Genomic DNA, 26,094 nt, shown 5'->3' on the forward strand with positions numbered 1-26,094 from the left:
GTGAACGACTCGCGCTTGTACTCCTGCTTCGGGTTCTTCTGCGCGTAGCCACGCAGGTGGATGCCGTGGCGCAGGTGGTCCATGGTCGACAGGTGGTCCTTCCACAGGTCGTCCAGCACGCGCAGGACGATCTGCTTCTCGAAGCTGCGCAGCGCGTCGGCGCCGGCCATTTCTTCCTTCTCGCGGTAAGCGACCAGCAGATGCTCCTGGATCTTCTCGCGCAGGTTCTCTTCGTGCAGGTGATCGTCTTCGTCGAGCCACTGCTGAACCGGCAGCTGGATGCCGAAATCGCTGTTCAGCGCAGCTTCCAGGCCGGCGACGTCCCACTGCTCGGGAAGCGATTGCGGCGGAATGTGCTGGGCGACGGTGGCGGCCAGCGCTTCCTCGCGGAATTCGGCGATGGTGTCGCCGATGTTGTCCGCGGCCAGCAGGCTGTTGCGCATGTGGTAGATCACCTTGCGCTGTTCGTTGGCCACGTCGTCGAACTCGAGGAGCTGCTTGCGGATGTCGAAGTTGCGACCCTCGACCTTGCGCTGCGCCTTCTCGATGGCGTTGGTCACCATGCGGTGCTCGATCGCCTCGCCGGGCTGCATGCCCAGGGCCTTCATGAAGTTCTTCACGCGGTCGGAGGCGAAGATGCGCATCAGGCTGTCTTCCAGCGACAGGTAGAAGCGGCTGGAGCCGGCGTCACCCTGGCGACCGGCACGGCCACGCAGCTGGTTGTCGATACGGCGGGACTCGTGGCGCTCGGAGGCGATCACGTGCAGGCCGCCGGATTCCAGCACCTGCGTGTGACGCTTCTGCCAGTCGGCCTTGATCTGCGCGATCTGCTCTTCGGTGGGGTTCTCCAGCGCCGCGACCTCGACCTCCCAGTTGCCGCCGAGCAGGATATCGGTACCCCGACCGGCCATGTTGGTGGCGATGGTCAGCGCGCCGGGACGGCCCGCCTGGGCGATGATCTCAGCTTCCTTCTCGTGGAACTTGGCGTTGAGGACCTTGTGCTCGATGCCTTCCTGGGTGAGCAGGCGGGACATGTGCTCGGAGGTTTCGATGGTGGCCGTACCGACCAGCACCGGACGCCCCTGGGCCAGGCTTTCCTTGATGTCGGTGATGATCGCCGCGTACTTCTCTTCCTGGGTCAGGTAGACCAGGTCGTTGAAGTCCTGGCGCGCCAGCGGACGGTTGGTCGGGATCACCACCACGGCCAGGCCGTAGATCTGGTGGAACTCGAAGGCCTCGGTGTCGGCGGTGCCGGTCATGCCGGCCAGCTTGGTGTAGAGGCGGAAGTAGTTCTGGAAGGTGGTCGAGGCCAGCGTCTGGCTTTCTGCCTGGATGTTCACCCCTTCCTTGGCCTCGATGGCCTGGTGCAGGCCCTCCGACAGGCGACGGCCCTGCATGGTGCGGCCGGTGTGCTCGTCGATCAAGACGACCTGGCCATTCTGCACGATGTACTCGACGTTGCGCTGGAACAGCGTGTGCGCACGCAGGGCCGCATAGACGTGGGTCAGCAGGCCGAGGTTGTGCGCCGAGTACAGGCTCTCGCCCTCGGCCAGAAGGCCCACCTGGGTGAGCATGTCCTCGATGTACTGGTGGCCCTGTTCGTTGAGCTCGACCTGGCGGCTCTTCTCGTCGACCTTGTAGTGGCCTTCCTGGGTGACGACGCCCTCTTCTTCCTCGATGTGCTGCTTGAGGCGCGGAATCAGCTTGTTGATCTCGATGTACAGCTTGGAGCTGTCTTCGGCCTGGCCAGAGATGATCAGCGGGGTACGCGCTTCGTCGATGAGGATGGAGTCGACTTCGTCGATCACGGCGAAGTTGAGTTCGCGCTGGAACTTGTCCTCGACGCTGAACGCCATGTTGTCGCGCAGGTAGTCGAAGCCGAATTCGTTGTTGGTGCCGTAGGTGATGTCGCACGCGTAGGCGGCGCGCTTTTCTTCCGGCGGCTGAAACGGGCTGACGATGCCCACGCTAAGGCCGAGGAATTCGTACAGCGGGCGCATCCAGTTGGCATCGCGGCGGGCCAGGTAGTCGTTCACCGTGACCACGTGGACGCCCTTGCCTTCCAGGGCGTTGAGGTACACCGCCAGGGTGCCGACCAGGGTCTTGCCCTCGCCGGTACGCATCTCGGCGATCTTGCCTTCGTGAAGGGTCATGCCGCCGATCAGCTGGACGTCGAAGTGGCGCATGCCCATGACGCGCTTGCCGGCCTCGCGGGCCACGGCAAAGGCTTCCGGAAGCAACTGGTCGAGGGTTTCGCCTTTGCTCAGACGAGCCTTGAACTCCTCGGTCTTGGCCCGCAGTTGCTCGTCGGTGAGAGCCAGCATCTGCTCTTCGAACCCGTTGGCAACCTGTACCGTCTTGAGCATGCGTTTGACTTCACGCTCATTCTTGCTTCCGAAAAGTTTTTTCAACAAAGGCGCAAACATATCGACAGGATCTTCCACGCGTATGGATTGAGGACGCCCTGAACAGGACGCCCGGGCAGCCTCATGGCTGCATGCGAAAGGACGCATTCTACTCGGAAACGAACATGAGGAAAGCGGCGTCGTTTCGCGGTGCCATCATGGCCCGACGCCAGCGACAGGCCGTCGGCGCTGCGCATATCGGGGTTCTGCTACTATCGCCCACCCACCCTGCCGACGACCCGCCATGTCCTTTCGCCCACTGCCAGGTCGCACGCCCGCCGCGCTGTTGCGCGAGGCGAAGCCGCTCAGAGCGCTGCTCGGTGCGGCGCTTCGTCTCGACCAGTTGCAGCGCCTGCTGGAAAGCCAGCTGCAGCCGGCGGCACGCGAGCACTGCAAGGTGGCGAGCTGGCGCGAGGGCTGCCTGCTGCTGATCGTCACCGATGGCCACTGGGCGACGCGCCTGCGTTACCAGCAGCGCCGCCTGCAGCGCCAGTTGCAGACCTACGAGGCGTTCGCCGGGCTGACCCGCATCCTGTTCAAGGTGCAGCCACCGGCCAGCGCCACCCCGCCGCGGCGCAACAGCATGGTGCTCTCCACTGCCGCCGCCGAGAGCATCCAGGCGACTGCCGACAACGTCAGCGACCCGAACCTGCGCGCCGCCCTCGAACGCCTGGCCAGCCACGTTCAAACCAAGCGCTGAGCTCCGCGCAGGCATGAAAAAACCGGGCACATGGCCCGGTTTTTTTTCGCTCGCCCAATGCGGCGACCTGCTCAGGATATCGCGTGCCGGAGCCCGCGAGAGAGCCTGAGCGGACGCTTAGAAGGACATGCGGTAGTACAGCGAGTACGCCTCCACGCCATCGTTGGGCTGGCTGATGCCGGCGTTGGAATAGTGGATGGCGCGCACGCCGACGTCGTGGCCGCCCGCGAAGCGCAGGCCGGCGCCGATGCGGTCCTCGAACTGGAACGAGGAACCCAGGTCGTTGCTTTCCAGCTCGGTGCTGGCGAACGCGGCGACGCCGATGCCGGCTTCCACGTAGGGCTTCACCGTATCGCCGGCGAACTCGTAGACGAACACCGGGGCGAAGGAAAGGCTGTGGTTGCTGGCGGTATCGTCGCCTTCCCAGTAGGAGTAGGCGGCGTCCCAGTATCCGGTGAGGCGACCGACGTCGCTCTGGAACCAGCTTTTGCCGAAATCGAACTGGGTGCCCAGGCGGTAAACCATGGTCGAGTCCCCGGTCACACCGACCGACAACGTGACGTCGGCCGCCTGCGCGGTCATGGCCTGCCCCAGGGAGAGAGCCACGGCAGCCGCCAGGGAGAGCATTTTCTTCATCAGGAACGTCCTTAAAAGGTCTTGGAAATTATTAGTTAGCACGGCGTATAAATACTCGCGACGCCGACAAGAATCCAGCGCCAATCGAGACTTCTTAGGCAAATGTTTCAACGTCGCTACGTTCGCCCCACAGCACGGGCAACAAAGCCTCCAGCGCCGTCGGGTCGCCGCTGGTGAAGAACCTGGCGCTCGCCGGCCCTTCGGCGCGGCGCAAGCCATGCTCGTCCAGCAGGTGCTCCAGTCGCCGCGCCACCGCCTCGCCGGTATCCACCAGCGCCACCGAAGGCGGCAGCAACTGCGCCAGCAGCGGGCGCAGGAAGGGATAGTGGGTGCACCCGAGGATCAGCGTGTCGCAACCCTCGGCCAGCAGCGGCTCGACGTAGCGCGACAACAGCGCGCGGGTCGCCTCACCCTGCAATTCGCCAGCCTCGATCAGCTCGACCAGCCCGGGACAAGGCTGCGTGACCACCCGCACGTCGGTGGCGAAGCGGTCGAGCAGCGCGGCGAACTTGGCGCTCTTCAGTGTGCCACTGGTCGCCAGCACACCGACCACGCCGCTGCGCGTCGCCCGCGCCGCCGGCTTGACCGCCGGCTCCATGCCGACGATGGGCAGCCCTGGATAGCGCTCGCGCAGATCGGCCACCGCCGCCACGGTGGCGGTGTTGCACGCCAGCACCAGGGCCTTGGCGCCGCGGGCGAGCAGAAACTCGGTGATCCGCCGGCTGCGCTCGCGGATGAACTCCGGGGTCTTTTCGCCGTAGGGCACGTGGCCGCTGTCGGCGACGTAGAGCAGCGACTCGGCCGGCAGGCGCGCGCGAATCTCGCGCAGCACGGAAATCCCGCCGACGCCGGAATCGAAGACCCCGATGGGCGCCACGTCAGTCATTTGGTCCTCCGCAGACCGGACATTCGGGGTCGCGACGCACCCTGAGTTCGCGAAAGCGACTGCCGAAGGCGTCGATCAGCAGCAGTCGACCCACCAGCGGCTCGCCGAAACCGGCCAGCAGCTTCAACGCCTCCAGCGCCTGCAGGCTGCCGACCACGCCGACCAGCGGACCGACCACGCCGGCCTCGCTGCAGGTCAGCTCGGCTTCGCTACCGTGGCCATAGAGGCAGTGGTAGCAAGGGCTGTCGGCCTGCCGGGGATCGAACACCGAGAGCTGCCCCTCGAGACGGATCGCGGCGCCGCTGACCAGCGGCCTGGAGGTCGCCACGCAGGCGGCGTTTACCGCCTCGCGGGTGCCGAAGTTATCCGAGCAGTCCAGCACCAGGTCGACCGCAGCCACGGCGTCGGCCAGGCAATCCGCGTCGAGCGCCGTACGGTGCGCGAGCAGCCGCACCTCGGGGTTGAGCGCATGCAAACGCGCCATCGCCGAATCGACCTTGGTCCGGCCGATGCTGACGCTGTCGTGGGCGATCTGTCGTTGCAGGTTGGTCAGGTCCACGGTGTCGAAATCCGCAAGGTGCAGCTCGCCCACGCCGGCCGCGGCCAGGTACAGCGCCACCGGCGAGCCGAGCCCGCCGAGGCCGACGATCAGCACGCGGCTCTGCTTGAGTCGCAGTTGGCCGTCGACATCGATCTGCTTGAGCAGGATCTGCCGGCTGTAGCGCAGCAGTTCGTCGTCAGTGAGCATCCAGCGCCCTCCCGTTCATGCTCGTCGCCCCAGGCTGATGCGTTCGTGGCCGGCGAGGTCGCGGCGGCTGTCCACCTCGGCGAAGCCTGCTACGCAGAGCAGCTGGCGCACCGCATCCGCCTGCTCGAAGCCGTGTTCGAGCAGCAGCCAGCCATCCGGCTGCAGGTAGGCCGGCGCCTGCGCGACGATCAGGCGGATGTCGTCCAGCCCGTCGGCGCCGGACACCAGCGCGCTGGCCGGCTCGAAGCGCACGTCGCCCTCGCCCAGGTGACGGTCGTCCGCGGCTATATAAGGTGGGTTGCTGACGATCAGCTCGAAACGCTGCCCGGTCAGCGCGGAAAACCAGTGGCTTTGCGCGAAGCACGCATTGCCCAGCGCAAGACGCTGCCGGTTGCGTTCGGCCAGCGCCACGGCATCGGCTACGCGATCGACGCCGATCACCGACCAGCCCGGGCGCTCGCTCGCCAGCGCCAGGGCGATGGCGCCGCTGCCGGTGCCGAGGTCGAGCACCCGCTGCGCCGTCGCGGGGAGCAATTCGAGCGTGGTTTCCACCAGCAGTTCGGTGTCCGGCCGCGGGATCAGGGTGTCCGGCGCCACCTCCAGCTCCAGGCTCCAGAAGCCCTGGCGGCCGAGGATGTAGGCCACCGGCTCGCCGGCCCGGCGACGCGCCAGGTCGCGGGAAAAGCGCTCGACCGCCACCGCGTCGACGTCCTTCTCCGGCCAGGTGCGCAGATGGCTGCGCGGCTTGCCCAGCGCGGCGGCGAGCAGCAGCTCGGCGTCCAGGCGCGCGCTCGGCGAGTCGGGCAGGTCGGCGTTGGCGAGCAGCGATTGGATGGTCGGCATCTGTCCCTCGTGGCGTGGATCGCGTGCAACCGATCCCTCGTGCGGCGACCCGTCAGTCGCCCAGCGCGGCCAGTTGATCGGCCTGGAACTCCAGCAGCAGCGGTTCGATGACCTGCTCGAGGGTGCCGGCGATGACTTCGTTGAGCGAGTACAGGGTCAGGTTGATGCGGTGATCGGTGACCCGGCCCTGGGGAAAATTGTAGGTACGGATGCGCTCGGAGCGATCGCCGGAGCCGACCAGCAGGCGCCGGGTGTCGGAGATCTCCTTGTGCGCGGCAGCGTCCTGCTGGTCCTGCAGCTTGGCCGCCAGCCAGGCCATCGCCTTGGCGCGATTCTTGTGCTGCGAGCGCTCCTCCTGGCATTCGACGACGATGCCCGACGGCAAGTGGGTGATGCGGATCGCCGAGTCGGTCTTGTTCACGTGCTGGCCACCGGCGCCCGAGGAGCGGTAGGTGTCGACGCGCAGGTCGGCCGGATTGATCTCGATGGCAGCCTGCTCGTCGGGCTCGGGCAACACCGCCACGGTGCATGCCGAGGTATGGATGCGGCCTTGCGATTCGGTCTCAGGAACGCGCTGCACGCGGTGCGCGCCGGACTCGAACTTGAGCTTGGCGAAAACGTTGTCGCCCTCGACGCGGGAAATCACCTCCTTGTAACCGCCATGCTCGCCGACGCTTTCGGAGAGAATCTCGACGCGCCAGCCCTGGCGCTCGGCGTAGCGCGAATACATGCGGAACAGGTCGCCGGCGAAGATCGCGGCCTCGTCACCACCGGTGCCGGCGCGTACTTCGAGGAACACGTTGCGACCGTCGTTCGGGTCGCGCGGCAGCAGCATGCGCTGCAGGCGCTCTTCGAGGGCGACCAACTGCTCCTTGGCCGAGGCGACTTCCTCCTCGGCCATCTCGCGCAGGTCCGCGTCGCTGTCCTTGAGCAGCGCCTGCGCGCCCTCCAGGTCGTCCTGCACCTTGCGGAACTCGCGATAGGCCTGGACCACCGGTTCGACCTCGGCATATTCGCGGGAATAGGCGCGGAAGCGGGTCTGATCGGAAATCACTTCGGCGTCGCCGAGCAACGCGGTGAGCTCATCAAAGCGGTCGTGGAGGATGTCCAGCTTGTTCAGCAGCGAAGCTTTCATTGCGGGCTCTTGTTCGGCGCGCCCTCGTCGAGGGCGAAGAGTTCCTGGGCCACGGTCAGCGCGTCGATGCGCCCTTCGGCGGAGAGTTTCTTGAGTTGCACGCTGGGCGCGTGCAGCAGTTTGTTGGTCAGCCCGCGCGCCAGCTGTGCCAGCACCTCCTCGGCGCTGCCGCCGTTGGCAAGCAGGCGCTGGGCCTTGAGCAGTTCCTCGTCGCGCAGCCGTTCGGCCTGCTGGCGATAGGCGCGCAGCACGTCCACCGCGGCCAGCTCGCGCAGACGCAGCATGAAGTCGCCGGCGCCCGAGCTGACCAGATCCTCGGCGGCCATCGCCGCGCCCTGGCGGCTCTTGAGGTTCTCCGCGACCACTTCGTGAAGGTCGTCGACGGTGTACAGGTAAACGTCGTCCAGTTCGCCGACCTGGGCTTCGATATCCCGCGGGACGGCGATGTCGACCATGAACATCGGCTTGTGCTTGCGCAGGCGCAGGGCGTTTTCCACCGCGCCCTTGCCGAGGATCGGCAACTGGCTGGCGGTGGAGCTGATCACGATATCGCTGTTGATCAGCTCCTGCGGAATCTCCGAAAGCAGCACCGCATGGGCGCCGAACTGCTCGGCGAGGACGCTGGCGCGCTCCAGCGTGCGGTTGGCGACGACGATGCGCTTGATGCCCTGCTCGTGCAGGTGGCGGGCGACCAGGGTGATGGTCTCACCCGCACCGATCAGCAGCGCCTGGCTGCGGTTGAGGTCACTGAAGATCTGCTTGGCCAGGCTCACCGCGGCGAAGGCCACCGACACCGGGTTCTCGCCGATGGCGGTATCGGTACGCACGGTCTTGGCGGTACTGAAGGTGGCCTGGAACAGCCTGCCGAGCAGCGGCCCGACGGTGCCGGCCTCGCGCGCGACGGCGTAGGCGGACTTCATCTGGCCGAGGATCTGCGGCTCGCCGAGCACCATCGAATCGAGCCCGGAGGCGACACGCATCATGTGCCGCACCGCCTCGTCGTCGGTGTGCACGTAGGCGCAGGCGCGCAGTTCGTCGAGACTCAGGCGGTGGTAGTTGGCCAGCCAGGCGAGCACCGCGTCGGCTTCGAGCTGGTCCTGTTCCAGGTACAGCTCGCTGCGGTTGCATGTGGAGAGGATCGCGGCCTCGCGGCTCGGGGTGATCCGACACAGCTGCTGCAGGGCCTCGACCAGTTGCTCGGGCGTGAACGCCACGCGCTCGCGCACGTCCACCGAGGCGGTCTTGTGGTTGATACCAAGAGCGAGGAAGGCCATGCAGGGTCGCTAAGCAGATCGGAAGGCGCGCAATTGTCCTACTTCGCCCTGCGCGGGACAACCTCCTCCGATGGATTGGCTCGATAGACGCCCGCCAACCCGTGCGCCGACGCCGTGGCAGAGCGTGCCGGCCGTTCACCGGCGGCCATGGGCTTGCCTGGCGGCATGTGTCATGATGCCCCGACCGCAGGTTAGTCGCATTTTCCTCTATGAATAGATCCTTCGCGTTGCTGGCCGCCCTGGCTTTCATCGGTGGCTGCCAGTCCATGGCTCCAACCTCGACCGACAAACCGTCGACCGAGGATACCCGCAGTCCCGCCGCCGCGCCGGTCAAGCCGCAGGTCTACGGCTCGTTCGACGAAGAGACCCTCTACTCGCTGCTGGTCGCCGAGCTGGCCGGGCAGCGCAATCGCTTCGACCTGGCACTGGGCAACTATGTGCAGCAGGCGAACGCGACCCAGGACCCGGCCGTCGCCGAGCGTGCCTTCCGCATCGCCGAATACCTGGGCGCCGAACAGGCCGCCCTGGACAGCGCGATGATCTGGGCCACCAATGCCCCGGACAACCTCGACGCCCAGCGCGCCGCCGCCATCCAGCTCGCCCGCGCCGGCAACTACGACGAGTCCATGACGTACATGGAGAAAGTCCTGCAGGGCCAGGGCGACACCCATTTCGACTTCCTCGCGCTGTCCGCCGCGGAAACAGACCCCGACACCCGCGCCGGCCTGCTGCAGAGCTTCGAGCGCCTGCTGACCAAGTACCCGGCCAACGGCCAGCTGCTGTTCGGCAAGGCGCTGCTGCTGCAACAGGACGGCCGCCCGCAGGAAGCCCTGCAACTGCTCGAGGACCAGCCGGCGACCACCGACGAAGTCGCCCCGCTGCTGCTTCGCGTGCGCTTGCTGCAAAGCCTGAAACGTGGCGATGAAGCCGTGCCGCTGCTGGAAAAGGCCCTGCGCCAGCATCCGGACGACAAGCGCGTGCGCCTCACCTACGCCCGCGTGCTGGTCGAAGAAGGGCGCATGGACGACGCCAAGCGCGAGTTTTCCGCCCTCGTCCAGCAATTCCCCGATGACGACGACCTGCGTTTCTCCCTGGCGCTGGTGAGCATGGAGGCCGGCGCTTGGCCGGAGGCCCGCAGCTACCTGCAGGAGCTGATCGAGCGCGGTAGCCATGTCGACGCCGCGCACTTCAACCTGGGCCGCGTGCTCGAGCAGCTCGGCGACAGCGACAGTGCGCTGGTCGAGTATTCGCTGGTCGGCCCGGGCAACGACTACCTGCCGGCACAGGTGCGCCAGGCGGAAATCCTCTTCGACCAGAAGCGCTATGACGAAGCCTCCGCACGCCTGGCCAAGGCACGCGACGAGCAACCGGACTACGCCATCCAGCTCTACCTGATCGAATCCGAGTCGCTGAGCAAACGGCAGTTGCAGGATCGCGCCTGGACGCTGATGCAGCAGGCGCTGAAGCAGTATCCGGACGACTCCGACCTGCTCTACACCCGCGCCATGCTCGCGGAGAAGCGCAACGACCTGGCGCAACTGGAGAAGGACCTGCGGCTGATCATCCAGCGCGAGCCGGACAACGCCATGGCGCTCAACGCTCTCGGCTACACCCTCGCCGACCGCACCACGCGCTTCGAGGAAGCCCGCCAGTTGGTCGAGCAGGCGCACCAGCTCAACCCACAGGACCCGGCGATCCTCGACAGCCTCGGCTGGGTGAATTACCGCATGGGCAACCTCGACGAGGCCGAGCGTCTGCTGCGCCAGGCGTTGCAGCAGTTCCCCGATCACGAAGTCGCCGCTCATCTGGGCGAAGTGCTGTGGGCGCAGGGCAAACAGAAAGAAGCGAAGAAAATCTGGTCCGATGCGCTGAAAGCCCAACCCGACAGCCCGGTGCTGCGCGAAACGCTGCAGCGCCATTCCGGATCCGAGACGCCCTGACTTATGCCTGCCGTTCGTTTAGTCCTGATTGCCAGCCTGATCACCCTGCTCGCCGGCTGCGCCGGCCTGACCTCCCGCGAAGCCGTGGAAGGCAGCGGTAACGCCGCCACCTGGAAAGCCCACAAGGAACGCGTGACCCACCTCGACGGTTGGCAGATCGACGGCAAGGTCGGCATCCGCGCGCTGCGCCCGTCCGCCGGCAGCCAGAGCGGCAGCGGCACGCTGTTCTGGCTGCAACGCCAGGACTACTTCGACATCCGCCTGTCCGGTCCGCTCGGCCGCGGCGCCGCCCGCCTCACCGGGCGCGAAGGCGCGGTGACGCTGGAAGTCGCCAACCAGGGTCGCTATCAGGCCGAGTCGCCGGAAGCGCTGCTCGAACAGCAACTCGGCTGGCGCCTGCCGGTGTCCCATCTGCTCTGGTGGGTTCGCGGCCTGCCCGCCCCGGACAGCAAGAGCCGCGTGACCCTGGACGGCAAAAGCCACCTGGCGCGACTGGAGCAGGACGGCTGGCAGGTGGAATATCTGAGCTACGCCGAACAGGACGGCTACGCATTGCCGGAGCGGATCAAGCTGCACGGCAGCGACCTCGACGTCACCCTGGTGATCAAGGACTGGCAACCGCGCCAGCTCGGCCAGTGATGCAGGACCGCCTGACCCTGCCGGCGCCGGCGAAACTCAACCTGATGCTGCATATCCTCGGCCGCCGCGCCGACGGTTATCACGAGTTGCAGACGCTGTTCCAGTTCCTCGATTACGCCGACGAGCTGAGCTTCCGGGTTCGCGAGGACGGCGAGATCCATCTGCACAGCGACATTCCCGGCGTCCCCCACGACAGCAATCTGATCGTGCGCGCCGCCCGCCAGCTGCAGCGCGACAGCGGCACCTCGCTGGGCGCCGACATCTGGCTGGAAAAGCGACTGCCGATGGGCGGCGGAATAGGGGGTGGCAGCTCCGATGCGGCCACCACCCTGCTCGGCCTTCACCACCTCTGGCGGCTCGACTGGAGCGTCGATAGCCTCGCGGCGCTGGGCCTGAGCCTGGGCGCGGACGTACCGGTGTTCGTCCGCGGCCATGCGGCATTCGCCGAGGGCGTTGGCGAAGCGCTGACCCCGGTCGAGCTGGAAGAACCCTGGTTTCTCGTCGCGATTCCGCAAGTCGCTGTCAGCACAGCAGAAATTTTCAACGACCCGGAGTTGACACGAAATACTCCCGCCATTACAGTGCGCACCGTTCTCGAACAGGGCGGTCGTAATGACTGTCAGTCGGTTGTCGAGAAGCGTTACCCGGATGTTCGTAACGCTTTGATCTTGCTAAACAAATTTGTTTCGGCTAGATTAACCGGCACTGGTTGTTGCGTGTTTGGGTCCTTCCCAAGCAAAGCCGAAGCTGATAAAGTCGCGGCCCAACTTCCAGCCTCCCTGCCAGGATTTGTAGCGAAAGGCAGCAACGTTTCGATGTTGCAGCGCAAGCTTCAGAGCCTGTCCTGAGAAGCAGATACAGGGGCGTCGCCAAGCGGTAAGGCAGCAGGTTTTGATCCTGCCATGCGTTGGTTCGAATCCAGCCGCCCCTGCCATATTTTATGAAGCTGTTCAAGATCGCCGCTTCGGCAGCCAGATTTTGAACAGCTTTTTAATTCATCAGGTCCACCCTCAGCCGGCAGGTACTGCGCGTGTCCAAGATGATGGTCTTCACGGGGAATGCCAACCCCGATCTGGCGCGTCGCGTCGTACGTCAACTGCATATCCCCCTTGGTGACGCCTCCGTAGGCAAGTTCTCCGATGGCGAAATCAGTGCGGAAATCAACGAGAACGTTCGCGGTAAGGACGTCTTCCTGATCCAGCCGACTTGCGCTCCGACCAACGACAACCTGATGGAACTGGTGGTGATGGCCGATGCCTTCCGCCGTTCCTCGGCTTCTCGTATCACCGCCGTGATCCCCTACTTCGGCTATGCCCGCCAGGATCGCCGCCCGCGTTCCGCCCGCGTGGCGATCAGCGCGAAAGTCGTGGCCGACATGCTGACCGTGGTGGGCGTCAACCGCGTCCTCACCGTCGACCTGCACGCCGACCAGATCCAGGGCTTCTTCGACATCCCCGTGGACAACATCTACGGCTCGCCGGTACTGGTCGACGACATCGAAGACCAGCGCTTCGAAAACCTGATGATCGTTTCCCCGGACATCGGCGGCGTCGTCCGCGCCCGCGCGGTCGCCAAGACCCTCGGCGTCGACCTGGCAATCATCGACAAGCGTCGGCCGAAGGCCAACCAGTCCGAAGTCATGCACATCATCGGCGATGTCGAAGGCCGCACCTGCGTGCTGGTCGACGACATGGTCGATACCGCCGGCACCCTCGGGCATGCCGCCAAGGCCCTCAAGGACCACGGCGCAGCCAAGGTCTACGCCTACTGCACCCACCCGGTGCTGTCCGGCCGCGCCATCGAGAACATCGAAAATTCCGTGCTCGACGAGCTGGTGGTGACCAACACCATCCCGCTGTCCGCCGCTGCACAGGCCTGCTCGCGTATCCGCCAACTGGATATCGCGCCGGTCGTGGCTGAAGCGGTTCGCCGCATCAGCAATGAAGAATCGATCAGTGCGATGTTCCGCTGAGGGCTCTGCCCGCCGCGAACATTCACCGAACGAAATGTGCCCCGCCTCCGTGCGGGGCTTTTTGCCCAACCGCCCGAGCGCTGGTCGCAAGCGTCGCGGGCGGTTTGGTTTTATTGGAGAACTGCAATGACTGATTTCACTCTGAATGCCGAAGCGCGTTCCGACCTGGGGAAAGGTGCGAGCCGCCGCCTGCGTCGTAACGCTAGCCAGATTCCCGCGGTGATCTACGGTGGCGAGAAAGCGCCGCAATCGATCAGCCTGGTCGCCAAGGACCTGGCCAAACTGCTGGAAACCGAAGCCGCCTTCAGCCACGTCATCACCCTGACCATCGCTGGCGCCAAGGAAAGCGTTCTGATCAAGGCCCTGCAACGTCATCCGGCCAAGGGTTTCGTTCTGCACGCCGACTTCCTGCGCGTCGTCGCCGGCCAGAAACTGACCGCTCTGGTTCCGCTGCACTTCATGAACCAGGAAACCGCAGTTGGCGTCAAAACCGGCGGTGGCGAAATCTCCCACACCCTGAGCGAAGTGGAAGTTTCCTGCCTGCCGAAAGACCTGCCGGAGTTCATCGAAGTCGACATGGCCAAGGTCGAAGTCGGCCAGATCGTTCACCTGTCCGACCTGAAACTGCCGAAAGGCGTCGAGCTGGTTGCTCTGGCCCACGGCAGCGATCTGCCGGTCGCCAACATCCACATGCCGCGCGTCCAGGCGGCTGAAGAAGGCGAAGGCGCAGGTGAAGGCGCAGCCGAATAAGGCTGAGTCCGCACCAAGCGAAGGGCTCCCGTCGTGACCGCCGTGCAACTGATCGTTGGCCTGGGTAATCCAGGCCCCGAATACGACCAGACCCGGCATAACGCGGGGGCCCTTTTCGTTGAGCGCCTGGCCACCCAGAAAGGCGCCAGCCTCAGCGTCGATCGCAAGTATTTCGGCCTGGTGGGCAAGTTCAGCCACCAGGGTCGAGACGTCCGCCTGCTGATCCCCACCACCTACATGAACCGCAGCGGCCAGGCCGTGGCGGCCTTGGCGAATTTCTTCCGGATAGAGCCGGACGCGATTCTGGTGGCGCACGACGAACTCGACATGCCTCCGGGCGTCGCCAAGCTCAAACAGGGCGGCGGCCACGGTGGCCACAACGGCCTGCGCGACATCATCGCCCAGCTCGGCAACCGCAACGATTTCCACCGGTTGCGCCTCGGTATCGGCCATCCCGGCCATGCCAGCCTGGTCTCCGGCTATGTCCTGGGTCGCGCCCCGCGCAGCGAACAGGAAATGCTCGATACCAGCATCGATTTCGCGCTCGGCGTCCTGCCCGATATCCTCGACGGCAACTGGACCCGTGCCATGCAGCAGCTGCACAGCCAGAAGGCTTAACCTCCACTTCGCTCCGCGACCATTTCGCGAGGGACACACCATGGGATTCAACTGCGGCATCGTCGGCCTGCCCAACGTCGGCAAGTCCACCCTGTTCAACGCCCTCACCAAGTCCGGTATCGCCGCGGAGAACTTCCCGTTCTGCACCATCGAGCCGAACAGCGGCATCGTGCCGATGCCCGACGAACGCCTCGCTGCGCTGGCGGAGATTGTCAAGCCCGAACGCATCCTGCCCACCACGATGGAGTTCGTCGACATCGCCGGCCTGGTGGAAGGCGCCTCCAAGGGTGAAGGCCTGGGCAACAAGTTCCTCGCCAACATCCGCGAGACCGATGCCATCGCCCATGTGGTGCGCTGCTTCGACGACGACAACGTGATCCACGTGTCGAACTCGGTCGACCCCAAGCGCGACATCGAGATCATCGACCTGGAACTGATCTTCGCCGACCTCGACAGCTGCGAGAAACAGCTGCAGAAAGTGACCCGCAACGCCAAGGGCGGTGACAAGGACGCCGTGGCGCAGAAGGCGCTGCTGGAAAAACTGATCCCGCACTTCACCGAAGGCAAGCCGGCTCGCACCCTGCTGCGTGGCCTGGGTGACGACGAGAAGGCTCTGGTGCGCGGCTTCCACCTGCTCACCAGCAAGCCGGTGATGTATATCGCCAACGTCGCCGAGGACGGTTTCGAGAACAACCCGTACCTCGACGTGGTGAAGGCCATCGCCGACGCCGAGGGCGCCCTGGTGGTGCCGGTGTGCAACAAGATCGAGGCGGAAATCGCCGAACTCGACGACGGAGAGGAGAAGGACATGTTCCTCGAATCCCTCGGCCTCGAAGAGCCCGGCCTGAACCGCGTGATCCGCGCCGGCTACCAGATGCTCAACCTGCAGACCTACTTCACCGCCGGGGTGAAGGAAGTCCGCGCCTGGACCGTCAAGGTCGGCGCCACCGCACCGCAGGCCGCCGCCGTGATCCACACCGACTTCGAGAAAGGCTTCATCCGCGCCGAAGTCATCGCCTACGCCGACTTCATCCAGTACCGCGGCGAAGCCGGCGCCAAGGAAGCCGGGAAATGGCGCCTGGAAGGCAAGGAGTACATCGTCAAGGACGGCGACGTGATGCATTTCCGCTTCAACGTCTGAGCCCTGCTCGACGACGAAAAAGCCCGGCCTCGCGCCGGGCTTTTTCATGGGCCGGATTCGTCGCCCATGGTCACGGACAAACCGCAGCGCCGGTCACCAGGCCAGCGGCTGGTCGACCTTGCGCTGGTTCGGCGTCAGCAGGCCGAAATCGCTGCCCAGGCGCGACAGCGAGCTGCCCGGGACCAGTTCGCCCTTCACCAGGCCACGCGCGGTTTCCAGGTCGAGCTGGAACGCCAGTTCGTGCTCGCCGCGGCGGACCAGGTCCAGACGCACCGGATATTCGTCCGCACAATCCAGGCGGAAGCGCGCCGAGCCCAGCGTCATCGGCGGAAAAGCCACCGCGGCGTTGCTGGTCTGCAGTTCGCCACTGGAAGCGGTGCAGCCCTCGGTATTGCCGCGCAGGCTCAGCTGCCCGCTGAAACGCCCTTGCAGCAACCCCAGCTGGCCGTTCTGCGCCCACAGCAGGTCGCCGCCGGAAACCTCCAGCCACCAGGCCGGCGGCCAGCCGCCCAGGCGCAGGTTCCACTCGCCCTGCCCCAGCGCGCCCAGGCGCAGGTCGACCTGGTCCGCGCCGGTCATCCGCCACGTCCACGGCCCGAGTGGCTGCCCACGCCAATACAGACGATCACCGGCACCCTTGATCAGCGAACCGCTGACGCCCTCGACGCGCATGTCGTCCGGCAGAACCTTAGGCAGCCACTGCGCCGCCGGCCAGAACAGCGCGGCCAGCACCAGCAGCAGGACGACCACCAGCACGCCGATCAACCCACGCAACAGCCCCGAAACGCTCATGGCCGCACGCACCCTGCCTTGGCGCCCCTCGACACGCAATGCGCCCCCAGCCATGGCCGGCAGACGACCGGCGCGCAGTGATAGGGACGGTGGGTGGAAAGCGCTGGCATCGAAGGCTCCTCATTCATGGCGAAACGCGCACCTAAGTGCAGCGCCGGATAGCTAACAAGACAGCGCCACAGGGCAAAAACGCCAGCAAGACACTGAAAAAACCCGCCTCGCCCATGCCTCCGCAGACCATTTGCCCGCAACGGACGCAGCTGAACGCTAAGCGCTTGATAGCACTTCGAAAAAAACGCTCATGGGGTTGACAGCAAGGAGCTAGCTGAGAATAATGCGCGCCACTTGGCTACGTAGCTCAGCTGGTTAGAGCATAGCATTCATAATGCTGGGGTCCGGGGTTCAAGTCCCTGCGTAGCCACCATACACATCAAGGGCTTACCGAAAGGTAGGCCCTTTTTGTTTTTGGGGCTGTTATTACGAAATGACTACAGCCTGCCTGCGCTCACGATGCATGAGCCAGCGGCTCGACAGCCTGCTCAATTTCTTCGCCATGCTCGGCCATCGCCGTTGAAAGCGAGTACTCGGTTTGCAGGTTCATCCAGAACTGTGCCGACGTATCAAAATAGCGACTCAGGCGAAGCGCCATATCGGCAGTAATCCCCCGGCGTTCGCGGACGATATCGTTCACGGTAGGAGCGGACACATCCAACGCGCGAGCAAGGGCAGCCGCGGTGATATCCAGCGGCTCTAGAAACTCTTCACGCAAGACTTCGCCAGGATGGATGGGACGCATGCCATTGGTTGCCATGATGCAACCTCCTCAGTGGTAGTCGACGATTTCAACGCCCTGCGGGCCTAGATCCGTCCACACAAAGCAGATTCGCCATTGATCGTTGATCCGGATGCTGTGCTGACCCGTCCGGTTGCCTTGCAGCAATTCCAATCGGTTTCCCGGTGGCGATCGCAAGTCTCGCAATTCCACGGCGGCATTGAGCATCGCCAGCTTTCGGGTCGCTACAGACAGAATGTTTTTCCAGCGCCTGGAATCACCTGTCTCGAACAGAGACCGAGTGTCAGCGCATCTGAAATCTATAATCAAGGCTGTTAACCATTAACGTTAATCGTTAATCTATTTATCAAGACTGCCTCAGTCAAGCGCCGCCTTCCAAAAGAATGTCCGGAATCCATTTGCCCGACACCGCTCAAGCATCTACTCATCCAGACAGCCAACCTGTCCATTCGAACAGTAATGGCACTCGGCCCGCATACGCTATGCTGCACCTTCGGTTTCGGCTCGACTGATTCGCGCCGATGCATTCCCGGAAGTCGAGGACACGCCGCTCAGATGGCCATTCCGCTCGTGATCGCGCGCCGCCTTGTGACGCTCCTCGTGCTGTTTGAGTTGACCCAAAACTGCCTGGCGGCCAACCAGCCCTGCTCCGGCAGCAAGGGCGGCATCGCTCGCTGTGACGGCGAGCTGTTCCTCTGCAACGACGGCTCGATCAGCGGCTCGAAGCGCAACTGCAGCGCCGAGCGAAACGGCGGCAACTCGACACCGCTGCGGATAATCGACAACAGCGCCAGCGCGTGTGCATGCGGTAGCGGCACGCTGTGCACCGGTCCCAGGGGCGGCCAGTACTGCGTCACGGCGAGCGGTAAAAAGAGCTACAAACGAAAGTAATCAAGGAGAAAGCAGATGGATCTGCATCAGGAGTTCCGCAACAGCCGTTTCTTCCACGAAGCACGTATAGACCGCCGCTCCGCCGATGCCCTGGTCGGTCTGGCCGCCGGCATAAGCGCCGATGGCAGGGTCAACCAGCAGGAAGCCGAATTCCTCGAGAACTGGATCGCCACCCACCTCGTCCATCTCGATGACCCGGTAGTGAACCTGCTCTACCGCCGCCTGGCAGACATGCTGGCGGACGGCATCCTCGATGCGCAGGAGTCGGCAGAGCTGCTGGCCATGCTGCGCAGCTTCACCGGCCTAAACGTCGGCAAGCTCCGCCCCAGCGACAACGCCTTCACCGCGCCCAACGACCTGCCGCTGTGCAAACCCGCTCCGGAACTGCAGTGGGACGGCCGGCTGTTCGTCTTCACCGGCATCATGGCCTACGGCCCGCGCAAGGCCTGCGAAGCCCTGGTGCTCGAGCGCAACGGCCAGATCGGTGCCGGTATCAGTAAAAAGCTCGACTACCTGGTGGTCGGCACCATCGGCAACGACCAATGGCTGCACAGCACCTATGGCACCAAGATCAAGAAGGCCGTCGAACTCCGCGAGATGGGCGCACCGGCGTCTATCGTCAGCGAGGAGCACTGGCAGAAAGCGGTGTTCGGTTGAAGAAGGTGAAAGCGGTGGCGTTCACCCTGACGGCGCTAGCAGTCGGCGTAGTAGCTGCAGCCGAAGAACCCAAACCAATCGCAACCCAGACCGCCGAAGCAATGGCTCCGGTGGCCAACGCTATTGGCTCGACGTTCACTCGGACCCTTACCGAATTCATGGCGGGAAGCGATGGCATGCTGGGCGAGGCCGCAAGGTCCAACCTGAAGATGCAGGACAAACGCGAACGGATAGCCAACCGAGGCGTGCGCAAATCCATGAAGGAATGCATCAAGCCCGGAAATATCATCGACGATGACGTAAAGGAATGCACCGAGGGGCTTAAGGAGAAAAGCTGGTGAGCGCGCCGACACAACAACTTGCTCACTACCAAGACGGCTGTCGGAGTGAAATTTTAATAAGGCAGTGACGACTGCCTTAAGCTTATGGTTTTTTTGCTCAGGATAACGTTATACGGATAATAGAAAGGAGACGCATGCCTCCTTTGTGATTAAAGTGCGAGAGCCTCTTGAAACGATGTGGGATCATCAAGGTAGCGGTAAGATTGCGGTGCGCTTCCGCTCGGGACTAAATTCTTGAGTGGAAGGGGCGTCTCATAGCGTCGAACCTCCCGAACCTTTATTGCGTGCGCTGTCTTACGGCCGCTGAAATAAGAGTTAAAGAAACGCTTGGTGATTCCAGAGTAGCTGCTTGTTTCGCTCCAAATCACACTGGGGCTATCGGACAGAACTTCATCAAAGTCGAATTCGCCAACGACTTTTCCAACAGGCATGGTCGCGTAAATTACAACGGTTTTTACGTTGGGGTTCTTAAATATCGCTTTGCGGAACTCATACTTCTTCTCGCCTTGAAGAATCTTTTCCGCATATTCTGGCTTAATCGATAATAAGACTTTCATCAGCTTCCCCTTTATTCGCAATGGCTCTCAATTGACCATGGGAAATCTCAAAAAATCCCCAGTACTGCTCTGTGCCTGGGAGCCCGAGCTCCTCAATCATTACAGCGCGAGTGACTTTACGCTTAAAGGAAAGATTGTACATAAATTTAAAGACAAATGGGTAGTTTCTTCTGCGCCATAGGTCTTCCAGCTCATGCCGAGTAAATACGCTGTATGGACGACAGTACCTGAAAAATTCTTCTGCGGAAGCGAAGCTATCAAGGTGGCGGTATTCTTCAACTACGCCTATCGAAGTCACAACTGACCGATAGTGAGCAGGCCCTTGGCCATCCGAGGTTCGATAGATAGCGAGAATATCGCCTTGGCGCAAAGCATCAACGCCATGCATTTTGGTTAAGTAAACTTTATGGATGCTGTTTGCGGACGATGTATCTTCCACAATATCATTTGTTTCGTTCCGTAAAATAGAATCCGGCAGTAGCCGAGTGTGCCATTGAGGGTAAAGAGAAAGAATGTATGCCTTGTTTTGACCAAGCTTTACAAGTGGATAGCCACTATACATACCCAAGTAATTGGCATGAATATTTTTCGCCAAGACAAGTTCGATGCCGTTATTACTTGTTTTAGTTCCTATCTGCTCAAAGCCGTAACGCCGAAATAGGGTGATTAGCGCTTCATGCTGCTCAAAAACAGTTACATATATTTGTTCGGTTTGTTCTCCCACGGCATGATCAATTATCTTTTTAATGAACCGCTCGCCCATTCTCGTTCCATGAGGATTAACCTTCATGGTTCCGACTTTCAGTCGTCTAGCGCGACCTTGTTGCGGGGTAATGTTTAGCAATGCTTCGTCTTCAACTTTCAGATATAGGAAGCCATCAATGGAGCCGTCAGGTTGCTCAAAAACATAAGCAAGATCATCGGCTTTTCGAGCAAACCAATCGGGGAACTCGGCATAGCCTTCTTTTAGCGAGTCGAAGAATAGGTCTGCAAGATTGATATCTCGAAATGGCTTGTATGCAAGTTCCATTTGCTTTTCCTATTGGGCGGCGTTGAAGAGACTGGAAACCGTTTCAGTGAATGATTCTTCGTTGGGCGCATGTAGTATGTGTAAGGCTGCGCCAATTTCTTTGCAGACTAGCCTTGCCTGTTCTCTTTCGGCTTCAATGAATTTTACGATATCGACAGCGCTTTGCGTAGAGTCTCGGCTCTTTAAGCGGCTAGATATTATTTTTGGGGAAACCTCAATAAGGACCACTCCAGTTATGACTAGATCTTTAAATACGGAAGGGGGGAGGCGTATAAATTCAGAGTAAGGGTCGATTAGAACAAAATGACCGTCAAGAAGTAGTAAGTGGCCCTGTTCTGAGATTCGGTGCACTGCAGATGCTAGAGCTACCTGATTGTCGTCAACATTGGCGACCTTCTTATCAGCACTCCAATTGAGTTGATCCTTTTCTTTACGAATCAGGCCGCTGGCACTCTCATGTAGGACGTCATGCGTTTGCGCATATTTTTCGCATAGATAGCTTTTACCAACACCGTGTACCCCAGCGACGAAAACGGTCATGACGCATCCCTGTGAAATGTGAGGTTCATGGATGCTAGTTGGCCATCACGAAAGAAGTAAAGGGCTGCGGAGACTACGATTGGCCGAAGTTTCTGAAAAGGACTGGTCTGGCCAGCGTAGATGGTGGCTGGAAGCTCCGCTTTAAGGGTGATCAGGCTTAGCGGGGCGATTAGTAGAGGACTACGGCTGCTCTATCCTTTTCTGAACAGCTGTATAGGCCTGAGAGCGTTCACGCTTACCAACAGCCACAACCGTTATCACCAGCTTGTTATCGACAACCTGATAGACAAGACGGTAACCGGCAGAGCGGAGCTTGATCTTGTAGCAGTCAGCCATGCCGCTGAGCTTGTCAGCCTCGATGCGGGGCGAGGTCAGGCGCTCTTTAAGCTTCTTGGCAAACTGGAGACGAATGGTGGCATCGAGCTTGTCCCATTCCTTGCGGGCCTTCACGTGAAACTCAAGTGTGAAGCTAGGCACGAATGCCCGCCTCAGCTTCGGCGATAAGGTCGTCGATATCTACAGGGACGGTTGCGCCACCCCGGCGAGCACGAACGGTTTCGGCCAATCGCAGATCATCGAGCATTTCGAGCATGGCTTGATAGCGAGCGGGTGGTACGGCATAGAAGGCCGGTTCGTTACGGTTGAGGATGACCACGGTTTCGCCATGACCTTCACGGATGGTACCCATCGGGTCGCGCTTGAGATCAGTAATCGAGGCGGCTACATCAGCCAATACGGGAAAGGTCATGAAAACACCTCTTGAAGCATCATGAAAAGCACGTTTAAAAGCACTTATAGCGTATGCCGAACGGGTGACTACGAGAAGCCTTTTTCTGGAAACACTGCGGCAGCCGGCCAGCCAGTACGCCAAATGAGTCTGGTTATTGAGCGATCTTCGTCATCCGAACGGCGCCGCAAAATCGCTTTACCGACGTCCGCTCGAAACGTAGGGTCCCCTCTCGGGCGGCGTCCCTATCGGGTGAAACGGTAACCACGGACTCGCCATTTCGCCCAAGAGCGGCGGGCAGAAGCCGGCCTGGAACAGGCACTCGACATGCCGGGCAGCCGAACAACGGACTCACAGGAAGCAGCCACCTTGGAATTGAGACAACTGCGCTATTTCATAAAGATCGTCGAGCTGGGCAGCCTGGGGCGTGCGGCGCTTGAGCTGGAGGTTGGCGTGTCGGCCCTCAGCCAGCAGGTTTTCAAGCTGGAAAGCGAACTCTGCACCCGTCTGCTGAACAGGACCTCTACCGGCGTCATGCCCACCAGCGCCGGGTTCGCGTTTCTGCACCATGCCCAACTGACGCTGCGCCAGGCGGAAAACGCGATCATGGCGGCCCACCGCGGGCGAATGAGCGGGTATGTCAGTGTCGGCCTACCGCCAACCACCGCGACGGTGCTCGCCCTTCCGTTGATCAACGCCATGCGCGCGCGCTACCCGGACATCCAGCTGCATGTGGTGGAGATGCTTTCCGGCCACCTGGCGGCGCAGCTCAACGCACGGCAAATCGACCTCGCCATCCTGTTCCATCTCGAAGGGGGGAAACGCTGGAGCGTGACGCCGCTGCTGGACGAAAAGCTGTTCGTCATCGCCTCGCCCGAGCTGCCCCAGGCGCCGACGGGTGACAGCGGGCAGCTGGCCGAGCTGGGCGGGCTGCCGCTGGTGATGCCCAGCGCCCAGCATGGGTTGCGCTCGGCATTGATGAGCGCGTTCGAGCGGGTCGGACTGACACCGAATGTCATCATGGAGGTCGACGGCCTCGCCGTGTTGATGAACGCCGTTCGGGCCGGTCACGCGGCGACCATACAACCGGGCGCGGCCGCGGCATTGAAAGACGGGTCTGGACTTTCGCTGATCCGGATTGCCGATCCGCATGTGGGCCGGCGCAACCTCCTGGCCACACTGGCCGATGATGAACTCTCGCCGGCGGCGCTGGCCGCGCGATTGGTCATCCTTGACGTGGCGCGACAACTGGTCGTCGACAAACAATGGCCTGGCGCTACCTGGCTGGAAGGAGTCGAGGCGTAACCCTGTTCACCCGTAGAAGACCTTCCCTGCCGGCAAGCCTTTAGAAAAACTAAACACCCCGCATCAAAAGCCGCCTTTCGACCCCTTATTCCCCGCCCTATCGTTCACCCCGCTCGCAAGGAGCACTCGTTTCCGCCTCCTTGCACATCGAGGAACGGTAATGATCGACGTCTTAGTCATAGGGGGTGGCAACGCTGCCTTGTGCGCCGCTCTGATGGCGCGAGAAACAGGCGCCAGCGTAATGCTGCTGGAGGCTTCTCCGAAAACCTGGCGTGGAGGCAACTCCCAACACACCCGCAACCTGCGCTGCATGCACGACGAACCGCAGGACGTGCTGGTCGATGCCTACCCGGAAGAGGAGTACTGGCAGGACCTGCTGAAGGTCACCGGTGGCCTCACCGATGAAAAGCTCGCCCGCATTGCCATCCGGGCGTCGTCCTCCTGTCGCGACTGGATGCGCTCGCACGGCGTGCACTTCCAGCCGCCGCTGTCCGGCGCGCTGCACGTGGCGCGGACCAATGCCTTCTTCATGGGCGGCGGCAAGGCGCTGGTCAATGCGTACTTCCGCAGCGCCGAGCGCCTGGGGGTAAAGATTCGCTACAGCGTGCCTGTGACCGACATCGAGCTGGATGACGGCAGGTTCGTCGCCGCCCATGTGGGCGAACGTGAGGTCGACGGTCAGCGCTTCCCGGCGGAACGCATCGAAGCCCGCGCCTGCGTGCTGGCGGCCGGCGGCTTCGAGTCCAACCGTGAATGGCTGCGCGAAGCCTGGGGCCAGAACGAACGCGGCGAATGGCCGTCGGACAACTTTCTGATCCGCGGCACCCGATTCAATACCGGCATCCTCCTGCGCCGCATGCTCGACCTCGGCGCCGATGTGATCGGCGATCCTACGCAAGCGCACATGGTCGCGATCGATGCCCGCGCGCCCCTCTACGACGGCGGCATCTGCACCCGAATCGACTGCGTATCCCTAGGTGTGGTGGTCAATCGCGACGGCGAGCGCTTCTACGACGAGGGTGAGGATTTCTGGCCGAAGCGCTACGCCATCTGGGGGCGTCTGGTGGCCGGGCAACCCGGTCAGCAGGCGTACTCGATCATCGACCAGCAGGCCATCGGCCGCTTCATGCCGCCGGTGTTTCCCGGAACCAGCGCCAACACCCTGCACGATCTCGCCCGCCTGCTGAAGCTGCCGCAGGAGCGATTCGTCAAGACCGTCGAGGACTACAACGCCGCCTGCCGCGTCGGCACCTTCGATCACACGGCGCTGGACGACTGCCACACCCAGGGCCTGCTGCCCGCCAAGACCCATTGGGCGCGGCCGCTGGTGAAACCTCCGTTCTACGCCTACCCGCTCAAACCGGGCGTCACCTTCACCTACCTTGGCCTCGCCACCGACGAAACCGCCGCCGTGCACTTCAACGGCAAGGCGAGCCCCAACCTGTTCGTCGCGGGAGAAATGATGGCCGGCAACGTCCTCGGCAAGGGCTACACCGCCGGCATCGGCATGGCCATCGGCACCGCGTTTGGCCGCATCGCCGGCGTGCAGGCGGCCGCTTCGGCCGGCTGTGGCGTTTCATCTGCACACACGGAGCCTCGCCATGCAGCTGTTTGATCCACACATGTCGGGCGGGCTGATCCCGTTGCTGAATCTGGACGAACGTGAAGTCCAGCGGCAGATGACCATCTGCAATGCCTGCCGCTACTGCGAAGGCTTTTGCGCGGTGTTTCCGGCGATGACCCGTCGCCTGGAGTTCGCCCAGGCAGACATTCATTACCTGGCGAACCTGTGCCACAACTGCGGTGCGTGCCTGCACGCCTGCCAATACGCCGCCCCCCACGAGTTCGACGTCAACGTACCCAAGGCCATGGCCAAGGTGCGCCTGGACACCTACGCCGAATACGCCTGGCCGCGGGCGATGGGCAAGCTGTACCAGCGCAACGGCCTGACCCTGGCGCTGGCGTCCGGTGGGGGACTGGCGCTGTTCCTGTGCCTGACCCTGATGCTCATGGGCAACCTGTTCACGGTCGTTCCCGGCGGCGACTTCTACCGGATTTTCCCGCACAACACCCTGGCGCTGATGTTCGGCTCGGTGTTCGGCTTCGCGGTACTCGCACTGACGCTGGGTGTGCGGCGCTTCTGGCGCAACGTTTCACCGCCGGCGGCGCCAGTGCCGCTGAAAACCTCCGCGGCCCTTGAAGCCACGGCCAACGTCGCGACGCTCAAGTACCTGGATGGCGGCCACGGCGAAGGCTGCAACAACGCCGACGATCGCTTCACCTTGTGGCGCCGCCGGTTCCACCACCTGACCTTCTACGGCTTCATGCTGTGCTTCGCCGCCACCGGCGTCGCCACGCTCTTCCACTACCTGCTGCAGTGGTCGGCGCCTTATCCGATCTTCAGCGCGCCGGTGATGTTGGGTATCGCCGGCGGCATCGGCCTGCTGATCGGCCCGGCGGGCCTCCTCTGGCTGAACCTGCGCCGCGACCCCGCGCACGGCGACGAGAAGCAGAAACCCATGGATCGCGGTTTCATCGCACTGCTGTTTCTGGTCAGCGCAAGCGGGCTGGCGCTACTCGCCCTGCGCGACACCAGCGCCCTGGGCGCGATGCTCGCCCTCCATCTCGGCCTGGTCATGGCGTTTTTCCTGACCATGCCCTACAGCAAGTTCGCCCACGGCATCTTCCGCAGCGCAGCGCTGCTCAAGCACGCCATCGAAAAGCGTCAACCCAACCCGATCAACGCCGCAAGCGACTGACGGTCGAGGCACTCA

At 62.8% G+C, this 26,094-nt stretch carries 29 protein-coding genes and 2 tRNA genes; 16 read left to right on the plus strand and 15 right to left on the minus strand.

Annotation, left to right across the window (positions count from 1 at the left end; genetic code table 11):
- Positions 1–2,426 (minus strand): preprotein translocase subunit SecA (secA, locus tag B3E91_RS11750; RefSeq protein WP_287029575.1); only part of this gene is annotated, 2,426 nt, incomplete at its 3' end.
- A 223-nt stretch (positions 2,427–2,649) separates the two neighbouring features.
- Between secA and B3E91_RS11755 the strand changes: the two genes are divergently transcribed.
- Positions 2,650–3,105: a DciA family protein gene (locus tag B3E91_RS11755; protein WP_287029577.1), complete on the plus strand. Its 456-nt coding sequence runs from the start codon at positions 2,650–2,652 to the stop codon at positions 3,103–3,105.
- A 117-nt stretch (positions 3,106–3,222) separates the two neighbouring features.
- Here the strand turns inward: B3E91_RS11755 and B3E91_RS11760 are convergent, their stop codons facing one another.
- From B3E91_RS11760 to hemA, 6 genes are all read right to left on the minus strand, one after another.
- The gene (locus tag B3E91_RS11760) at positions 3,223–3,741 is read right to left on the minus strand and encodes an acyloxyacyl hydrolase (protein WP_273233580.1); all 519 of its coding nucleotides are present in this window, start codon (positions 3,739–3,741) and stop codon (positions 3,223–3,225) included.
- A gap of 94 nt (positions 3,742–3,835) precedes the next feature.
- The gene (gene murI, locus B3E91_RS11765) at positions 3,836–4,627 is read right to left on the minus strand and encodes a glutamate racemase (protein ID WP_287029578.1); all 792 of its coding nucleotides are present in this window, start codon (positions 4,625–4,627) and stop codon (positions 3,836–3,838) included.
- Positions 4,620–5,375 carry a molybdopterin-synthase adenylyltransferase MoeB gene (locus B3E91_RS11770; protein WP_287029579.1) on the minus strand — a complete coding sequence of 252 codons (756 nt, stop codon included), beginning with the start codon at positions 5,373–5,375 and terminating at the stop codon, positions 4,620–4,622. The genes murI and B3E91_RS11770 overlap by 8 nt, the downstream gene beginning before the upstream one ends.
- A gap of 15 nt (positions 5,376–5,390) precedes the next feature.
- Positions 5,391–6,218 carry a peptide chain release factor N(5)-glutamine methyltransferase gene (gene prmC, locus B3E91_RS11775; protein ID WP_287029580.1) on the minus strand — a complete coding sequence of 276 codons (828 nt, stop codon included), beginning with the start codon at positions 6,216–6,218 and terminating at the stop codon, positions 5,391–5,393.
- A 52-nt stretch (positions 6,219–6,270) separates the two neighbouring features.
- Positions 6,271–7,353: a peptide chain release factor 1 gene (prfA, locus tag B3E91_RS11780; RefSeq protein ID WP_287029581.1), complete on the minus strand. Its 1,083-nt coding sequence runs from the start codon at positions 7,351–7,353 to the stop codon at positions 6,271–6,273.
- On the minus strand, positions 7,350–8,627 hold the full coding sequence (gene hemA, locus B3E91_RS11785; RefSeq protein ID WP_273233588.1) for a glutamyl-tRNA reductase: 1,278 nt from the start codon (positions 8,625–8,627) through the stop codon (positions 7,350–7,352). Before hemA ends, prfA begins: the two co-directional genes overlap by 4 nt.
- A gap of 209 nt (positions 8,628–8,836) precedes the next feature.
- Here hemA and B3E91_RS11790 point away from each other — a divergent pair, with 209 nt between their 5' ends.
- The 8 genes from B3E91_RS11790 to ychF all read left to right on the plus strand — a co-directional run bounded on the left by B3E91_RS11790 (position 8,837) and on the right by ychF (position 15,687).
- A complete protein-coding gene (locus B3E91_RS11790; RefSeq protein ID WP_287029582.1) occupies positions 8,837–10,567 on the plus strand; it encodes a tetratricopeptide repeat protein in 1,731 nt (576 codons plus the stop codon).
- Between the two features lie 3 nt (positions 10,568–10,570).
- Positions 10,571–11,206, plus strand: coding sequence for a lipoprotein insertase outer membrane protein LolB (lolB, locus tag B3E91_RS11795; protein WP_287029583.1), 636 nt, complete (start codon positions 10,571–10,573; stop codon positions 11,204–11,206).
- Positions 11,206–12,054, plus strand: a complete 849-nt coding sequence (gene ispE / locus B3E91_RS11800) for a 4-(cytidine 5'-diphospho)-2-C-methyl-D-erythritol kinase (RefSeq protein ID WP_287029584.1) — start codon at positions 11,206–11,208, stop codon at positions 12,052–12,054. Before lolB ends, ispE begins: the two co-directional genes overlap by 1 nt.
- 11 nt (positions 12,055–12,065) lie before the next feature.
- A tRNA-Gln gene (locus tag B3E91_RS11805) sits at positions 12,066–12,140 on the plus strand.
- Between the two features lie 96 nt (positions 12,141–12,236).
- Positions 12,237–13,178, plus strand: coding sequence for a ribose-phosphate pyrophosphokinase (locus B3E91_RS11810; protein ID WP_090228905.1), 942 nt, complete (start codon positions 12,237–12,239; stop codon positions 13,176–13,178).
- 126 nt (positions 13,179–13,304) lie between these two features.
- Positions 13,305–13,928, plus strand: coding sequence for a 50S ribosomal protein L25/general stress protein Ctc (locus B3E91_RS11815; protein ID WP_273233597.1), 624 nt, complete (start codon positions 13,305–13,307; stop codon positions 13,926–13,928).
- Positions 13,929–13,961: 33 nt separating this feature from the next.
- Positions 13,962–14,546 (plus strand): aminoacyl-tRNA hydrolase, encoded by a 585-nt coding sequence (gene pth / locus B3E91_RS11820; protein WP_287029586.1) that lies wholly within the window; start codon positions 13,962–13,964, stop codon positions 14,544–14,546.
- Positions 14,547–14,586: 40 nt separating this feature from the next.
- Positions 14,587–15,687, plus strand: a complete 1,101-nt coding sequence (ychF, locus tag B3E91_RS11825; protein ID WP_090228913.1) for a redox-regulated ATPase YchF — start codon at positions 14,587–14,589, stop codon at positions 15,685–15,687.
- Between the two features lie 93 nt (positions 15,688–15,780).
- On the opposite strand, the gene B3E91_RS11830 is transcribed toward ychF, so the two are convergent.
- Positions 15,781–16,479 carry a hypothetical protein gene (locus B3E91_RS11830; protein WP_287029587.1) on the minus strand — a complete coding sequence of 233 codons (699 nt, stop codon included), beginning with the start codon at positions 16,477–16,479 and terminating at the stop codon, positions 15,781–15,783.
- A gap of 347 nt (positions 16,480–16,826) precedes the next feature.
- Between B3E91_RS11830 and B3E91_RS11835 the strand changes: the two genes are divergently transcribed.
- A tRNA-Met gene (locus B3E91_RS11835) sits at positions 16,827–16,903 on the plus strand.
- Positions 16,904–16,984: 81 nt separating this feature from the next.
- Here the strand turns inward: B3E91_RS11835 and B3E91_RS11840 are convergent.
- Both B3E91_RS11840 and B3E91_RS11845 read right to left on the minus strand, forming a co-directional pair.
- Positions 16,985–17,290 (minus strand): HigA family addiction module antitoxin, encoded by a 306-nt coding sequence (locus B3E91_RS11840; RefSeq protein WP_273234790.1) that lies wholly within the window; start codon positions 17,288–17,290, stop codon positions 16,985–16,987.
- A gap of 12 nt (positions 17,291–17,302) precedes the next feature.
- Complete coding sequence (locus B3E91_RS11845; protein ID WP_287029588.1) at positions 17,303–17,581, minus strand: type II toxin-antitoxin system RelE/ParE family toxin; 279 nt, start codon at positions 17,579–17,581, stop codon at positions 17,303–17,305.
- Positions 17,582–17,827: 246 nt separating this feature from the next.
- On the opposite strand from B3E91_RS11845, the gene B3E91_RS11850 reads away from it, so the two are divergent.
- Genes B3E91_RS11850 through B3E91_RS11860 form a run of 3 tightly spaced genes read left to right on the plus strand, consistent with a single transcriptional unit; the run spans position 17,828 to position 19,161 of the window.
- Positions 17,828–18,163 carry a hypothetical protein gene (locus B3E91_RS11850; protein WP_287029589.1) on the plus strand — a complete coding sequence of 112 codons (336 nt, stop codon included), beginning with the start codon at positions 17,828–17,830 and terminating at the stop codon, positions 18,161–18,163.
- Positions 18,164–18,178: 15 nt separating this feature from the next.
- The gene (locus tag B3E91_RS11855) at positions 18,179–18,820 is read left to right on the plus strand and encodes a BRCT domain-containing protein (protein WP_287029590.1); all 642 of its coding nucleotides are present in this window, start codon (positions 18,179–18,181) and stop codon (positions 18,818–18,820) included.
- A gap of 14 nt (positions 18,821–18,834) precedes the next feature.
- Positions 18,835–19,161 carry a hypothetical protein gene (locus tag B3E91_RS11860; protein ID WP_287029591.1) on the plus strand — a complete coding sequence of 109 codons (327 nt, stop codon included), beginning with the start codon at positions 18,835–18,837 and terminating at the stop codon, positions 19,159–19,161.
- 149 nt (positions 19,162–19,310) lie between these two features.
- Here the strand turns inward: B3E91_RS11860 and B3E91_RS11865 are convergent, their stop codons facing one another.
- From B3E91_RS11865 to B3E91_RS11885, 5 genes are all read right to left on the minus strand, one after another.
- The gene (locus B3E91_RS11865) at positions 19,311–19,718 is read right to left on the minus strand and encodes an ASCH domain-containing protein (RefSeq protein WP_273234796.1); all 408 of its coding nucleotides are present in this window, start codon (positions 19,716–19,718) and stop codon (positions 19,311–19,313) included.
- Positions 19,696–20,748, minus strand: coding sequence for an N-acetyltransferase (locus B3E91_RS11870; protein WP_287029592.1), 1,053 nt, complete (start codon positions 20,746–20,748; stop codon positions 19,696–19,698). The genes B3E91_RS11865 and B3E91_RS11870 overlap by 23 nt, the downstream gene beginning before the upstream one ends.
- Before the next feature lie 9 nt (positions 20,749–20,757).
- Positions 20,758–21,288: an ATP-binding protein gene (locus B3E91_RS11875; RefSeq protein ID WP_287029593.1), complete on the minus strand. Its 531-nt coding sequence runs from the start codon at positions 21,286–21,288 to the stop codon at positions 20,758–20,760.
- Positions 21,289–21,468: 180 nt separating this feature from the next.
- A complete protein-coding gene (locus tag B3E91_RS11880; RefSeq protein WP_414708250.1) occupies positions 21,469–21,738 on the minus strand; it encodes a type II toxin-antitoxin system RelE family toxin in 270 nt (89 codons plus the stop codon).
- Between the two features lie 19 nt (positions 21,739–21,757).
- Entirely contained in the window at positions 21,758–22,036 is a 279-nt protein-coding gene (locus tag B3E91_RS11885) for a type II toxin-antitoxin system Phd/YefM family antitoxin (RefSeq protein WP_287029595.1), read from the minus strand.
- Positions 22,037–22,384: 348 nt separating this feature from the next.
- On the opposite strand from B3E91_RS11885, the gene B3E91_RS11890 reads away from it, so the two are divergent.
- The 3 genes from B3E91_RS11890 (at position 22,385) to tcuB (ending at position 26,079) form a co-directional block, all read left to right on the plus strand.
- Positions 22,385–23,320, plus strand: a complete 936-nt coding sequence (locus tag B3E91_RS11890) for a LysR family transcriptional regulator (protein WP_287029596.1) — start codon at positions 22,385–22,387, stop codon at positions 23,318–23,320.
- A 160-nt stretch (positions 23,321–23,480) separates the two neighbouring features.
- The gene (tcuA, locus tag B3E91_RS11895) at positions 23,481–24,935 is read left to right on the plus strand and encodes an FAD-dependent tricarballylate dehydrogenase TcuA (protein WP_287029597.1); all 1,455 of its coding nucleotides are present in this window, start codon (positions 23,481–23,483) and stop codon (positions 24,933–24,935) included.
- Complete coding sequence (gene tcuB / locus B3E91_RS11900; RefSeq protein WP_090228964.1) at positions 24,922–26,079, plus strand: tricarballylate utilization 4Fe-4S protein TcuB; 1,158 nt, start codon at positions 24,922–24,924, stop codon at positions 26,077–26,079. Before tcuA ends, tcuB begins: the two co-directional genes overlap by 14 nt.
- Positions 26,080–26,094: the final 15 nt, after the last annotated feature.

The sequence above is a fragment of the Pseudomonas sp. UBA6310 genome (assembly GCF_002438225.1).
Classification (GTDB): domain Bacteria; phylum Pseudomonadota; class Gammaproteobacteria; order Pseudomonadales; family Pseudomonadaceae; genus Pseudomonas_O; species Pseudomonas_O kuykendallii.

Bases quoted from the DNA above. Each gene is read 5' to 3' on its own strand.
- prmC (WP_287029580.1), bottom strand. From the start codon at position 6,218: ATGCCGACCATCCAATCGCTGCTCGCCAACGCCGACCTGCCCGACTCG.
- lolB (WP_287029583.1), top strand. From the start codon at position 10,571: ATGCCTGCCGTTCGTTTAGTCCTGATTGCCAGCCTGATCACCCTGCTC.
- tcuB (WP_090228964.1), top strand. From the start codon at position 24,922: ATGCAGCTGTTTGATCCACACATGTCGGGCGGGCTGATCCCGTTGCTG.
- B3E91_RS11850 (WP_287029589.1), top strand. From the start codon at position 17,828: ATGGCCATTCCGCTCGTGATCGCGCGCCGCCTTGTGACGCTCCTCGTG.
- prfA (WP_287029581.1), bottom strand. From the start codon at position 7,353: ATGAAAGCTTCGCTGCTGAACAAGCTGGACATCCTCCACGACCGCTTT.
- B3E91_RS11840 (WP_273234790.1), bottom strand. From the start codon at position 17,290: ATGGCAACCAATGGCATGCGTCCCATCCATCCTGGCGAAGTCTTGCGT.
- B3E91_RS11815 (WP_273233597.1), top strand. From the start codon at position 13,305: ATGACTGATTTCACTCTGAATGCCGAAGCGCGTTCCGACCTGGGGAAA.
- B3E91_RS11830 (WP_287029587.1), bottom strand. From the start codon at position 16,479: ATGAGCGTTTCGGGGCTGTTGCGTGGGTTGATCGGCGTGCTGGTGGTC.
- B3E91_RS11790 (WP_287029582.1), top strand. From the start codon at position 8,837: ATGAATAGATCCTTCGCGTTGCTGGCCGCCCTGGCTTTCATCGGTGGC.
- ychF (WP_090228913.1), top strand. From the start codon at position 14,587: ATGGGATTCAACTGCGGCATCGTCGGCCTGCCCAACGTCGGCAAGTCC.
- hemA (WP_273233588.1), bottom strand. From the start codon at position 8,627: ATGGCCTTCCTCGCTCTTGGTATCAACCACAAGACCGCCTCGGTGGAC.
- tcuA (WP_287029597.1), top strand. From the start codon at position 23,481: ATGATCGACGTCTTAGTCATAGGGGGTGGCAACGCTGCCTTGTGCGCC.
- B3E91_RS11865 (WP_273234796.1), bottom strand. From the start codon at position 19,718: ATGAAAGTCTTATTATCGATTAAGCCAGAATATGCGGAAAAGATTCTT.
- murI (WP_287029578.1), bottom strand. From the start codon at position 4,627: ATGACTGACGTGGCGCCCATCGGGGTCTTCGATTCCGGCGTCGGCGGG.
- ispE (WP_287029584.1), top strand. From the start codon at position 11,206: ATGCAGGACCGCCTGACCCTGCCGGCGCCGGCGAAACTCAACCTGATG.
- B3E91_RS11885 (WP_287029595.1), bottom strand. From the start codon at position 22,036: ATGACCTTTCCCGTATTGGCTGATGTAGCCGCCTCGATTACTGATCTC.
- B3E91_RS11760 (WP_273233580.1), bottom strand. From the start codon at position 3,741: ATGAAGAAAATGCTCTCCCTGGCGGCTGCCGTGGCTCTCTCCCTGGGG.
- B3E91_RS11855 (WP_287029590.1), top strand. From the start codon at position 18,179: ATGGATCTGCATCAGGAGTTCCGCAACAGCCGTTTCTTCCACGAAGCA.
- B3E91_RS11870 (WP_287029592.1), bottom strand. From the start codon at position 20,748: ATGGAACTTGCATACAAGCCATTTCGAGATATCAATCTTGCAGACCTA.
- B3E91_RS11755 (WP_287029577.1), top strand. From the start codon at position 2,650: ATGTCCTTTCGCCCACTGCCAGGTCGCACGCCCGCCGCGCTGTTGCGC.
- B3E91_RS11770 (WP_287029579.1), bottom strand. From the start codon at position 5,375: ATGCTCACTGACGACGAACTGCTGCGCTACAGCCGGCAGATCCTGCTC.
- B3E91_RS11875 (WP_287029593.1), bottom strand. From the start codon at position 21,288: ATGACCGTTTTCGTCGCTGGGGTACACGGTGTTGGTAAAAGCTATCTA.